At 35.0% G+C, this 12,967-nt stretch carries 12 protein-coding genes and 1 pseudogene; 3 read left to right on the top strand and 10 right to left on the bottom strand.

What is annotated here, in order from left to right; translation table 11 throughout:
- Nucleotides 1-18: 18 nt before the first annotated feature.
- The 7 genes from ypfJ to ACSBPO_RS11360 all read right to left on the bottom strand — a co-directional run bounded on the left by ypfJ (nucleotide 19) and on the right by ACSBPO_RS11360 (nucleotide 5,502).
- Nucleotides 19-849, bottom strand: a complete 831-nt coding sequence (ypfJ, locus tag ACSBPO_RS11390) for a KPN_02809 family neutral zinc metallopeptidase (RefSeq protein ID WP_442600164.1) — start codon at nucleotides 847-849, stop codon at nucleotides 19-21.
- Nucleotides 850-1,071: 222 nt separating this feature from the next.
- Complete coding sequence (locus ACSBPO_RS11385) at nucleotides 1,072-1,476, bottom strand: VOC family protein (protein WP_442600163.1); 405 nt, start codon at nucleotides 1,474-1,476, stop codon at nucleotides 1,072-1,074.
- A 166-nt stretch (nucleotides 1,477-1,642) separates the two neighbouring features.
- A complete protein-coding gene (locus ACSBPO_RS11380; protein ID WP_442600162.1) occupies nucleotides 1,643-2,302 on the bottom strand; it encodes a uridine kinase family protein in 660 nt (219 codons plus the stop codon).
- A gap of 28 nt (nucleotides 2,303-2,330) precedes the next feature.
- Nucleotides 2,331-3,077 (bottom strand): hypothetical protein, encoded by a 747-nt coding sequence (locus ACSBPO_RS11375; protein ID WP_442600161.1) that lies wholly within the window; start codon nucleotides 3,075-3,077, stop codon nucleotides 2,331-2,333.
- An 808-nt stretch (nucleotides 3,078-3,885) separates the two neighbouring features.
- Entirely contained in the window at nucleotides 3,886-4,749 is an 864-nt protein-coding gene (locus ACSBPO_RS11370; protein ID WP_442600160.1) for a pirin family protein, read from the bottom strand.
- A gap of 12 nt (nucleotides 4,750-4,761) precedes the next feature.
- Complete coding sequence (locus tag ACSBPO_RS11365) at nucleotides 4,762-5,223, bottom strand: DUF1189 family protein (RefSeq protein ID WP_442600159.1); 462 nt, start codon at nucleotides 5,221-5,223, stop codon at nucleotides 4,762-4,764.
- A gap of 33 nt (nucleotides 5,224-5,256) precedes the next feature.
- Complete coding sequence (locus tag ACSBPO_RS11360; RefSeq protein WP_442600158.1) at nucleotides 5,257-5,502, bottom strand: DUF1450 domain-containing protein; 246 nt, start codon at nucleotides 5,500-5,502, stop codon at nucleotides 5,257-5,259.
- Nucleotides 5,503-5,807: 305 nt separating this feature from the next.
- Here ACSBPO_RS11360 and ACSBPO_RS11355 point away from each other — a divergent pair, with 305 nt between their 5' ends.
- From ACSBPO_RS11355 to ACSBPO_RS11345, 3 genes are all read left to right on the top strand, one after another.
- On the top strand, nucleotides 5,808-6,242 hold the full coding sequence (locus ACSBPO_RS11355) for a MarR family winged helix-turn-helix transcriptional regulator (protein WP_442600157.1): 435 nt from the start codon (nucleotides 5,808-5,810) through the stop codon (nucleotides 6,240-6,242).
- 116 nt (nucleotides 6,243-6,358) lie between these two features.
- Nucleotides 6,359-6,919 carry an FAD-dependent oxidoreductase gene (locus ACSBPO_RS11350; protein ID WP_442600156.1) on the top strand — a complete coding sequence of 187 codons (561 nt, stop codon included), beginning with the start codon at nucleotides 6,359-6,361 and terminating at the stop codon, nucleotides 6,917-6,919.
- Between the two features lie 402 nt (nucleotides 6,920-7,321).
- Nucleotides 7,322-7,495 carry an aspartyl-phosphate phosphatase Spo0E family protein gene (locus ACSBPO_RS11345; RefSeq protein ID WP_442600155.1) on the top strand — a complete coding sequence of 58 codons (174 nt, stop codon included), beginning with the start codon at nucleotides 7,322-7,324 and terminating at the stop codon, nucleotides 7,493-7,495.
- A gap of 128 nt (nucleotides 7,496-7,623) precedes the next feature.
- Here ACSBPO_RS11345 and ACSBPO_RS11340 read toward each other — a convergent pair whose 3' ends face one another.
- The 3 genes and pseudogenes from ACSBPO_RS11340 to ACSBPO_RS11330 all read right to left on the bottom strand — a co-directional run bounded on the left by ACSBPO_RS11340 (nucleotide 7,624) and on the right by ACSBPO_RS11330 (nucleotide 12,939).
- Nucleotides 7,624-11,442: an ABC transporter permease subunit gene (locus ACSBPO_RS11340; RefSeq protein WP_442600154.1), complete on the bottom strand. Its 3,819-nt coding sequence runs from the start codon at nucleotides 11,440-11,442 to the stop codon at nucleotides 7,624-7,626.
- 200 nt (nucleotides 11,443-11,642) lie between these two features.
- Nucleotides 11,643-11,858 (bottom strand): annotated as a pseudogene (locus ACSBPO_RS11335) (AEC family transporter); the annotation flags it as partial.
- 496 nt (nucleotides 11,859-12,354) lie between these two features.
- Nucleotides 12,355-12,939: an O-methyltransferase gene (locus ACSBPO_RS11330; RefSeq protein ID WP_442600153.1), complete on the bottom strand. Its 585-nt coding sequence runs from the start codon at nucleotides 12,937-12,939 to the stop codon at nucleotides 12,355-12,357.
- Nucleotides 12,940-12,967 lie beyond the last annotated feature (28 nt).

Here is a 12,967-nt window from a genome sequence, read left to right as displayed (position 1 = left end):
ACCATGAGTTCAACTCATTTATAGTGTTTCTGCATGAAAGGTATCTCCACCCTCAATGCTACCGTTTTGAAATCCCTTATAAAACCATCGCTCCCTTTGTTCGGAAGTACCGTGTGTAAAGCTATCCGGTACCACATAGCCTTGTGCTTTTTTCTGGATATTATCATCCCCGACTGCATGTGCTGCATTTAGCGCTTCTTCAAGGTCTCCTTTTTCAAGGTAACCATTTCCTTGGGCGTAATGTGCCCAAACACCTGCCAAGTAATCTGCTTGTAATTCAAATCGGACTGAATAATCATTCGTACGTTTTTGTTTCGGTGATGCTTCTCCTCCTGTATTTAGAAGGGTCTGGACGTGATGGCCAACTTCATGGGCAATCACATACGCCATCGCAAAATCACCAGGTGCCTGGAACCTTTGTTTAAGTTCCTCGTAAAAACTTAAATCAATATAAAGCTTGTGATCACCCGGACAGTAGAATGGTCCTACAGCAGAACTGGTGTTTCCGCATGCAGATTGGACTACATCTCTATATAAAACAAGCTTCGGCTCTTCGTAAGTCAATCCTCTTTTCTCAAATTGTTCAGTCCATACATCTTCCGTATCAGCAAGGACGACTGAAACAAAGTTTGCGAGTTCCTCTTCTTGAGGTGACACATTCATAGGAACATTTGATTCGTTAGGTGGTGGAGGGTTACCTGCTAAATCATCCGGGTTACCTCCAAGTAGGGTAAAGAGGAGTACGATGATGATTCCCCCAATCCCTCCTCCAACCATTGTTTTGCCGCCAACACGCATTCCTCTACGATCTTCCACGTTTGAACTTTGCCTTCTTCCTTTCCATTTCATTTTTTACCCTCCTAATGGTTTTGGTTATGTATCAAACAGGATATTTTCTTCCATATTACTTTTTAACAATTCCTTTATTTAATAGTTATTTTTTGACTTATTTCCTAAATTTATTAATTGATGAAGGAAATCATCTAATTTAAGCCTTTAAAATCAAAAAAGAGCATCTCTTTAGTAAGAAATGCTCTTTCATTTTTGGTTTATTTCATTCTTTATTTTGAATTACTCGTTTTTCTCGTTTGTACCACCGAATGCCATACAATATTCGTCAGGGTCTACAACAGCAAACTCTTTCCAAGGACCGCCTGCTTGGTCAACCCAAGGTTCAATCACGACTTTTGCACCCTTATTTTTGAATTCCTCATAAAGTTCATCCAGTGCATTCCAATTTTCAACATAACAATAAATATCGGGTACAGGTTTTTGATTTTCCGTCATTATACCATTAGGTCGTACTTTTTCTTTTGTTTCAGCTTGAATCAGCTTGATGCCTAAACCTGAAAATCCATCACGAATCGCCCACCATTCTGTAACCTCGCAACCCATTACATCATTATAAAATTTCATAGATTTTTCTAAGTTTGAAACTAATAATACTTTTAATGAACTGTGAATTTTTTTACTCATTTTCAAACCTCTTTTCAAGTTATTTTTTTAAAAAACTATCACTGGTATCCATATAAATCTTTACTTTCTATCCAACTCTGAAAGTAGGAATTCTTTGCAAAATAATAATTCAACAAAAACGGCATTAATCCTTCTGGGATCAATGCCGCTCGTTAAAGATATGAGGTTAGTAATTGCTCGATGTTATTGAAAGTCCTTTTTCAATCCAATACTCTTCATCGGAATTTTTGATAATGATGTCAAAGTTTTGATGGTAGGGATGCATAAATAATTGGTATTGAATTCTGCGTTCTTCATGTGATTTTTTTAAATAATTGATATCTGTTCCTCTCTCAGATACATCACGTATACTTCTTCTCATGAACTCGGTTTCGCCATCGGTATAAAAGTAAATTTTAAGATCGTACAAATTAGGGTTTGTAAAGGTAACCGTCATGCCCTCTACGATATTCACTTTATTTTGCGCGGAAATGAATCTACTCTCTGTATAATTCGATCCTATTGTATAAATATCTAAACCTTTTTTTAGCATATGAATATCTCTTTCTAAAGCATATGTATGATGGGCAGATGGATGACACGCTGTCATTTTATCCTCATGAAGTTCATTCTGATATTCATAGTTGATCAGAGTGAACTTTCTAAGATGGGAACCGATGATATAAGTATCTGTATTAATATAATTCACATCGTCTTGCCCCAATATTTTCAATAGATTTTGAGCAAATGTTGTCTTTCCAGACGCACCATGACCTGAAATACCAATGGTCATTCTATTGTCATTCTTTTTTATCAAACTCGCTATCTCATGTAAAACCTTATCCATAAATTCCTCCCTTTTGAAATCACATATATTAATAAAAACGTTCATTGACCAATATGTGTTCCCTTTTATCTTTTTTTATATTTTTTATTTCAAAAAATTCTAGAACTTCTTTATAATAATCCTTGTTTTCCCTTTTGAGTTTATTTAACCTAGCCATATCTTCATCCTCTATGGGATAAATAAACACAGGGACATCTCCTTGTTGACTTAACTGCTTCTTTAGTTGCTTTAGTTCATCTAAATTAATGTTATCAATCCAATGAGACTTATTTTTGTAAAGATAAACTAATTTAATTTCAAAGGATGTCTCCCTTCTACTGACGTGTTTACTTGGCATAAATGCTACTTCCTGCATATCTTCCCACTTGATAACAGAAGGACTAACCTGAAAGTAAGGATTGGTCTCTACACCTTTGTAGGTAATCATGTCATAATTAAAAAATAATAGTACAAACGCTAAAAATGGAACAATCATAAATAAAAGAAATCGTTTGGCACCGTTCACCCAATACATGCAAGCAAAGGTCCAAAGGGTAATAAATATCATAACTAATATGGAAACACTATATTGAGTTGAAAATCCGATTGCATCATCTGTTTTAAAAAAGTGTTCCTTTATTAATGGTGGACCCACAAAAAAGAATGCTAATAAACTTAAACCTACTATCACTAGTAGTATGAGAGTCGAACATCCAAATATAGTATTCTTTACAGGATTTTTTACTGGTTGTTTATTCTTTATCTTTAATTCATCTATGCTATTATTATTTTCCATATTTAACCTCTTCTGACTAAAAAAATGAAATGTTGAACCTCATACTATTACATTATGGTTGTGTTAATATATGGCAGTCAATAGAAATATTGGAAGAAGAATAATCAGACTATTTATTTTCCATTCTTTTTATTATAAGATTTGAAAATTAACCAGACCGATGCCAATATCACAGCTATGAGGATTCCACTTGTAAGAAGTGTTTCTATTTTAAATAAAAAATGATGTAATTTCATCTGTTTCCCCCACATTCAATTTTTACTAACATAGACGAATTTTCCAAGAATCGGTTACAAAAGTATAACTGGAGTTTATGGAGTTCCATTTACGAGGAGAAAAGAGGATCGATTCAAGGTAATAATCATAGATTGATAGGGAAAGTTGGACTGATGCGAGTGAGAATCTATAAATAGCGGATTGTAGGTCTGATAAATGTTTTCTCTTATTTTTATCGGACACAGCGTACGTTATTTGTGTCAATTACGCTATTTTGGAGGTGTTATCGGACACAGGGTACGCTATTGGTTTATCAACGCACAAAAAAGGCACCTATTACCTCGATAGCGGAACGTGTGTCCTATAAGGGTGTGAAAACATCTATTTTTTTATAAATAACGGATTCTAGGTCCGATAAATGTTTTTTCTTATTTTTAGGACACAGCTTACGTTAGTTTGGACACATTAACAGCTAAAACAGCACTAGAATCAAGCGGATGACAATATCTATTGTCAAGTCCACCCGAATCAGGGTGCTGTTTACTATTCTATTTACAATGTTTCTCCTCAAAAGGGAGGTTTTATTCCCTTATTACTTTGCAGGTGGACCGAATTTTCCGTTATGAAAATCTCGATAAGCTTCTTTAATTTCTTCCATTGTATTCATGACAAAGGGTCCATAAGGAACAATATCCTCATTAATTGGTACACCAGAATAAATAAGTACTTTACATCTTCTACTTTTTGCCTCGATAACGAATTCAGTTAGTTCTTGTTCAGAACCAACTTCGTTATAGGTTAACGTGGCAACTCCATGTTTTTTTAGATTGACTTTATTTTCACCAAAATCCATATCTCCTGATAAGACATATAAGAAGGCATTATGGTTTTCTGGTAAACGATGGATATAGGTTGTCCCTTTTGATAATGATATTTCAGATAATGTGATCGGAACTTTTGCATCCATTGGACCTTTAACGTCTGCGATTTCCCCAGAAAAAACCTTTACAGAGCCACCTTCAAACTCTACAACAGGTGCATCCTCAGAATAAATATTTTGATAAGAAGTTTCTGTATGCTTTAAATGTTTTGGAAGGTTTAACCATAACTGCAGTGTATGGGCAATGTCATCACCAACCCCTTCTTCGGCGTGTCTAGCCGCCCATCCCGCATTCATATATTGGACATCACCGGGTTCAAGAATATCCCTTCCACCAGCATTATCTATATGTTCAAGTCTACCGTCTACAACATACGTTATGGTTTGAAAACCTCTGTGAGGATGGTCTGAAAACGTGCCCCGTTTAAACCAATCTTCGGCCATTAAAATAAACGGGTCAAAATCTGCCCAGCTTCCGACCGGTAGGACCCATCCCTTTTGTATCGAAGGAAAAGCTGTTTCTTCATATTTCACATACCAATGGTCCTTAATACTTCTTTTAAATTCTGTATGCAATTTGAAACACTCCTAACTTATTTTTCGTTTAGGGTAAACGAGAATCATTTTTACCATATAAAAAAGAATCATCACGATTACGATTACATTCACTATTTTGTTATTTTCGATCATAAGATTGCTTATCGTCCAAAAAATAATGGGTATGGTTAACGAAAAGGTCGTCATTTTCCAAAGCAAAGGAAATCTTAATTTTCTTTGAAAGAGTTTACTTAGCCCCCAACCTAGTAAAGTGAAAAGAGAGATTCCAATCAAGGCATAAAACATCATAAAAAAAGGATATAAAATGAGTACTGGCGAAACCGAATCACTCTTATTTTCAAAAAATAACTTTAACTCCATGGGGAATATCCAAACAAGCATCAATAGAAAAAAATAATAAAAAGTAGTTTTCATTTCTACTTTATTTAGTCGTAAAACAGCTTCACGTTTTGGAAGCGATAAGCAATTTTTAAATAAATCGAATAGGTTCATTCATCTTAAGCTCCATTTCATTTGATAAACTAGTTAAGCGTAAAAGGCCAATTCCTCTTCAATTTGCACTTTTATTTTATCAAGACATTCTTCCGCTGTAGAAGCAAAAATACGTTTTCCATTCACAATCGCATACGGTTTTTTCGCACACATTCCACAAAAGGATAAGCAACTGCTCTCGATTACTGCCACTTCAGAATAGTCTTGTTCTAAGGTTTTTTCAATATTTATTTCATTAATCAAACTTCCATCACAGATCTCAACCACTACGATTCCCATGTTACCCCTCCTTTAAATGGTTTAATATCGTTTTCAACTCTTCCGTTTTTTTATAGTTCTAGATTATCTGAATATAGTTGTTGTAGCAACTAATTGAGCATAAATGATACATTCAATGTAGCATAATTCCTTTCGGCTGTATTCGTCATAATTGATGAGTATGGTCTACGACTTTTGATGTAGTTGAGTGCAGAGTAGCCAATTGTTCCTATGCTTGTAAATTGACATAACCTTTTCATTTTTCTATACTTATTTTACAAATAGTATGTATAGCAACTAAATTTGCTCATCGTGAGGCGATCTTTTTGAAATTAACCTTAACGGAATATATTAGTATTAAATTACATAAAACCGATTTAATGCTTACTAGTTTCATTAAATCTAAATTGGATCCTTTTAACCTTGCACCCGAGCAAAATTTAATCATGATGTTACTTTGGGAAAAAGATGGATTAACCCAAAATCAACTAGTGGAAAGTTTGAACAAAGATAAAACCAATATTGCGAGAATGGCTTCCAATCTCGAAAATAAAGGTTTTATTAAGCGTGTCAATTGTGATGAGGACCGCCGCGCTGTTCGACTTTACTTAACGAAAGCTGGAAAAGAACTTGGCGAAAAGGTCATTCCGATAGCAGAAGAGTTCAATGATATTATTTGTCATGGAATCAGCAAAGAAGAACTAGTGGTAATGGAAAAAGTTCTTTCAAAAATGAATTCCAATGTTCAAAACTTAATGTAATTCCTTTTTGTTGTTTAGTAGGTACAAGAATATGATTTAAGGATAATACTATAAATAGAAGGATTACGCCTCTCTATTTATATATTATATAAATTTTAATTGGAGGTATTTTTCCTATGTATGAAATTGCAATTATCGGAGGCGGCCCTGCTGGTGTAAGTGCGGCTATCTTTGCTGCTAAAGCGGGCAAGAAAACATTGGTATTTGATAGCGGAAAAAGTATGACAGCTAGAGCTTGGATTGAAAACCACTATGGTGTAGCTGAAACAACGGGCCCTGCCCTACTTGAAACAGGAAGAAATCAAGCCACTAAATTTGGAGCAGAATTTGTGACAGATGCGGTTGTAGATATAACTCCAGAAGGCGAAGGATTTGTTGTGAAAACCGAAGGCCAAGAGTTTCAAGCTAAGCATGTTCTAATTGCTACAGGTGCCTTAACAGACCTTGCTGAAAAAGTTGGTTTAAACCTTGTTCCGGGTACAGAGCCAAGAATCAAATCAAATATTGAAGTAGATAAAGATGGACGTACGAATGTTAAAGGTATCTGGGCAGCTGGTACTGTAGCTGGTGTGAGTGTTCACACAATCATTACAGCTGGACACGGCGCAGCAGTAGCAATTAACATCATTAGTGAATTAAATGGTGAGCGTTACGTTGATCATGACGTTCTAAAATAAGAAGAAAAGGACAACGTTTTATGACGTTGTCCTTTTTCTTTTTATTAGGTATGAAAGCAGATTTTTGAGACTTCGAAAATGGTTTAGCTCCAGCATGGAAGAAAGCAATTCATTTCTTCCTAACTAGCCCCTCGAGGGAAGAAAACACTACATTTCTTCCTTGGTCAAATAACCTCTAGCCTTCTAGAATATTAGTAAAATGCTCTAAAATTTTCGAGTTTAAAAGTCTCCATAACATTGATAAAAGTAGTAATTATCAACATAATGGTCGATCCCCGCTTTAATATAGGCCATTAGGTTTTTTGTGGCTATTTGTCACATAAAAAATTCGTATGAATCGTTCTTTCCATTGTTATCATATTAAAATAGCTGGGTATATCTATTAAAAAGGAGTGTCTGTGTATGAACAGTAAAACAATGACTCCGAATATAGAGTTAAAAATTAAACTATTACGAAATAAGATGATAAGAATTGGATGTCAATGTGGATTAACAAATCAAGAGACATTAAGGTACAGTCAAAAATTGGACAAACTCATCTTTGAGTATCAATCTCAAAAAAATCAAATTAGATAATATGTTTAACTTGATTCCCTTTCCTTTATAGTACATAAAAAAACGATTCCTATATGGAATAGGAATCGCCAGTTCGTTAACGTTTTTTAAAATTTATGCATTGAGTCGACACGTAGAAATTTACATGATCAATTCTCTAGAATTTTCACTGCTTTTTCTAATGCCTCATCTTTTCCATCTGCTATCCCTTCTATCGTTCTTTCTACAGCGATAGTAGGATTAATCCCTTGGGCATGTGATACAGTTCCATCCCCATGCGTGACTTTCATATTGGTCCAATTAAAGGTTAGTTCCCCAGGAAGTTTTGTGGTGTGAATCCATCCATTCGTTCCTGCAGTTGTTTGCCCAACTATCTCTCCTAATTGGTTAGCAGATACAAATTCAAGGTAAGATTCTGCATCAGCAATTGAACCAGAGTAAGATAAGAATACGGCTTTCCCTTTGAATTTTGGTGTAGCTGGGTTTAACAACCATTGTTGCCCCACTGTTTCATCATAGCTAGGAACGTATTGGAAATTTGGATAAATCACTTGTGCCACTTTAAATCTTGATGCTTCTGTAGGCTCTGATAAGTAATGCTGCAGTAATTCCCTCGTAGATAAATCTGGTTTCCCTCTTAAATCAAAAATGACTCCTTTTGCCTGAGCGAGCTTTGGAAGAAATGGAACGATGTTTTCCATTTTGGTTTGATTTAAGTTCACATAATAGATTCCTATTTTCAGCTCTTTTACAGCTTCCTCTGTTCTTCCAAATTCATCAAGTTGATAGGTTTTTGTATTAAATAAGGTAATCCGTTTCTTTAAGCCATTGCGCTTTACCTTAAATATCACTTGATCGCCTCTAGTTCCTGTTGTGAATAATTCAAGAGCTCTATGAACCTTCCATTGTGTCGTACCTGAAAGGACACTCCCTTCTTTTTTTACAGCATCTAAGGCGTTGATACCGTCTTTTTCTAAAATGATATCTCCTTTTTGGAATTCTGATTCTGGGTCAGCAGCGGTAACAACCACGTCCCCTTTTATATATTCCGCCAAAAATGGTAAACGAACGAGTCTGCCTCCACCTTCATCCTCTTCACTCCAAATGCGGGTTTGACCGTCATTCATCGGAATGAGCAGTTGATTGATCACTGGTAAAAACTCATCTTTATTTTTAGTTTTTAAAGCTGTTTCTAAAGCAAGAGGCAATTCTTCCACCCATGGTTCTCTATCTTTGTCAAAGTAAGGATAGAAATGTTGGATTTGATTCCAGGCAATGATGGTATCGGCTAATCTTACCTCTTCATCATCAAAATCAACAGTTTTTAAATCGATCGTTTTTAGTTTTTCGATTAAGATGGTGAACTTTTGTCTTGAATCCTCTGTAAAACCTAGAGTCACATTATCTTTATCACTGTAAAGAATTTGCGGAATAACGGCTCTGATATTCTCACTTATTAGTTCATCAATATATTCTTTTGGTTTTGGTAAGGTTTCAAATAATAGGTCTGTTGTTTGGGTTTGATCTAAATTCGAATAAACGAGCTGACTTTTAAATAATTCTTCTTCAGGTGTTTTAATTGCATCCTTATCGAAAAATTTAGTTGGATCAAAATCCGGGCCAAGCCCTTGATGCTGCCACGTGACTAATCTCAAAGTTGGGTCATCTAGTTTTAAATCCTTAAATGGTTCGTTAATTTTTTCGTCTCTTGTATACAACTTCATGGTTGGAGCGATTGGAAAAAATAGTTCCTCTAGTTTTTTCTTTAATTCCTTTTCGTCTTTCGCGTTTTTCACTTGATCGACCCCATAAATGGCAAACCGATTCCAACCAAGATAAGATGCTTCGACACTCGGGTGAAAATAGCGAACATAGCCATAAAGCTTCGAAAAAGCACTAATATTTTCAATCAGTTGCTCTTCGCTCACTGCTATACTTCCACTGGCAGCATCTTTATTTCCAAATAGATATCCTTTTTGTACCAAAAAGACGCCACTAGCTGTTAAAAGAACAACGGCAATTCCTGTAGAAAGAAATAATTTTTGTGGTGAGATCTCTTTCAATCCTTCAATGAAATGGTCTGCCCATCTCTCAACTTTCTCTCTATCTGCTCGCGTTCTCTTTTTCGAAAATAAGGTTCTGAATCCTTCTCCTAAGATGGTAAACGAGATAATCGTAAAGGCGATACAAAGTGAAGTGAAAAACGGTATCCAAATGGCTTGGCGAATATCTTTAATAGCGTTCGATAAGTATATCGGCCATGATAGATATGTATTTTGATAGGACCACTGTCCTTCATCATTTTGCACATAATCATGTGATAAAAAGACGGAAACAAACCCTAATTGGGCTAGTAAAAACAGTGTTCTTCCTAATTCTGTTGTAAAATAAACAACTGTTTGCTGACGCATCTGCGGGAAATAATAATTGGTAAATAGCTTCAAACCCTTTGTCCCCGTGGTGATTCCAGCTAAGACATATTCTTGCTCACCAATTCTTTCAAATTCTTCTTTATAAATATTACCTAATCTCCCTACTTCGACAATCGCTATTAAGAAAATCATCCAATAAGGTCGTGCATCTGTATTCATAAAATAAGGGATGATCATAATAATCATGACTAAAAACAAGATAGGAAAAAAAGAAAATACCATTTGCAGCATTTTTAAAATAGCTGAAAACGGACCAATCTTTCTTGATGCTAAATAACCGAGTGGTATCGCCATTAGGAATCGAACAACCGTAATAATACAGACCATTAAAAGTGTCGCTTTTGCACCTAATACTAGTAAACTAAAAAGATCTTTTCCATTTCGGTCGGTACCGAACCAATATTCATGTGATGGTGGTAAGGGTGGTACCATGATTTTTCCATTCTCTAATTTTTTGTACATGAATTCTTTTAAATCTTTGTCTACAAAGTCCATGTTCGGTCCAATAAAGGAAAAATATAATAGGAAGAAAACTAGTAAGGAACTAACCACAAAAAGTGGGTACTGTCTGATAAACAGAACGACATTCCATAAAAAAGTGACAAGTGATACGAGAGGCTTTTTCAGCTTTCCTATTCTCTGTGGTTTCATCGATTTGTTTTCCCCGACGACAAAAGGCACCAGCAAATGGGAGGCTAAATCACTAATAAATAAGGTAATCCACATCATAATCAGAAAAGGAAATAATAACCCAATCGAGAGCATGATATCTTGATTTTGTATTGCTTTTAATAATTGATAACCCATTCCTGGATAAAAGGCAAGAAGTTCAATAATCGGTAGGCTTGTCAGTAAATACAACATAACCGTTTTCGTATTGGTAAAAATAGTACCCCAAATATTCCATAGCAAGTGGACAAAAATAATATACGTTTCTGACTTCCCTTTGGATTTAACCGTTACAACGTAATCTTTTACTGCCTCCGCTTCTAATTTAGAAAAGGTAATTCGATACATATAGAGAATCGGATATAAGCTTAGGGTAATAATCGGCAGTATAGTATTGTACCAATGTTCATGACCATACAAATCTAGTTGAGGAAAGCCAATTCGTATGGCTAATAATAGGCCATATTGAATAAGAATAAAGGCAAAAAAGTCCGGCAATGAGCTAAAAATAAGATTAAAATTCTTAATCAATTTTCCAAATAGATTAGATTGATTTCTATAGGCAAAGAGCCCGAGTAGTATTCCAATGATCATGCTGAAGAAAAAAGCCGGTAAAATAATTTTAATACTCCTTAATGTAAACCGAATCACCTGATCGGAAATAAGTCCCCCTGTCACTGACCTGCCAAGACCTTCTCCTGTTAAAATGTTGAGAACCGTAAATTTAAACATCTCAAACACAGACTTAAAATTTATCTGAGTAAGATGAAAAAAATTCTCTCTTTGAATATGAATCACAAAGATGAGGATGAGTGCGACACTCACCATGATAAGCAGGTTTTTTACCTGTTTTAATAATAAAATCAAAATTTAATACCCCTTTTATCGAAATAATTAGACTTCTCCTTTTACCTAATTAAGTTAGACGTAATATGTAGTGAAAAAGTTTCAATTTTTTTACATATTACTGGAATTTTTATTCCAATATTCTAAAATAAATCTTTCTTTCTCACATAACCCTAAAAAAAATAGCAAACTTCTAATCAAGAAGATTGCTATTTTTACTTTTATACAAATAAGATTTTCGATAAATAAACGACAATGGTTACTGTGATCATGCTAAATACGGTTGACATTAAAACGGCTTGGGCAGCATATTCTGGGTGATTTCCATATTCCAGGGCAAAGAGCGAGCTGTTTCTAGATGTTGGAAATGAGCTGGCGATAAACAATGCTTGAGCGGTGGTCCCTTCTAAATCTAATGTGAAAATGACCGCAAGCGCGCGATACAAGGTATCAACTTAATTGGGGAATTTATCAACCGCTTTTTCGATTTTATCAACCGATGAGATGGCTCTATTAAACTTTCACCTAATTTTATAAAAATAGACAAACTTCTCAAGCACAAACCTGTCTTGTACATACAATACAGTACAAGGCATATTGACATCTCCTCTAGCGATTACTTAAAAGCATTAAGTAATCGCCTTTTTTGGGCTCCGTATAAAATACAGGCACTGCCAGTAGAATGTTTGCTTCTACAAGCAGTGCCTGTTATTAATGATGTTTGATATATTAGTTATCTTTATCGGACACAGATTCCGTTATTTCCGTAAAATAGAGGTTTTTTCGTAGTCTATCGGACTGTGATACCGTTATTTACTATAATTCAATGGAAAAAGACATAGTTTAGGTGCAATAACGGAACCATAGTCCGATAACCCTTAAAAAACAACCCATTTCGTAAAATAACGGAACGTGAGTCCTTTAAATCAAATCTTAATTTTTATAAACCATTAATTGTCCTTTTCCGACGGGAACGACCATGGAGGAATAATTTTCGGAACGGTTAATCACGCTCATAAAGTCTTCTACTTCTGTACGATGTGAAATCACATTATCGATCACCATTAATGATCGAGGTTTTAGGACTCTATCTAAATCATTCCACCAATTCATATACTGACTTCTATCTGAATCTAGGAAAATAAAATCATAAGTTGCTTCATCTTGCTCTTTTAAAAATTCACCGGCATCTCCGACATGAAGAGTGATATATTCATCTAAGTGAGCTTTTGCAAAATTAGCCTCTGCCATTTTGGCTTTTTGGTTGTCAAATTCAAGTGTCGTGACATGTCCATCGGTTCCAATAAAGTTTTGGGCTAGCCAAATGGTCGAATATCCATTTGAGGTTCCTACTTCTAAAACCTTTTTAGCCCTACTGCTCTTTATTAAAATAGACAGAAATTCACCAGTGTCTTTCGTGATATTTTTCATTCTAAATCGACTTTCCGTTTCAACCTTGTCATTTTCAATTCCGAATAACTCTAATTCATTTAGTAAACTTTCAATTGTTCTCTCCATTTTGACCTCCTAATTACGTAAGCTACCT

It is taken from the genome of Neobacillus sp. D3-1R (assembly GCF_052180215.1).
Lineage (GTDB): Bacteria > Bacillota > Bacilli > Bacillales > Cytobacillaceae > Pseudoneobacillus.
The sequence above is the reverse complement of the archived record's forward strand: the minus strand, read 5'-3'. Positions and strand labels throughout refer to the sequence as shown.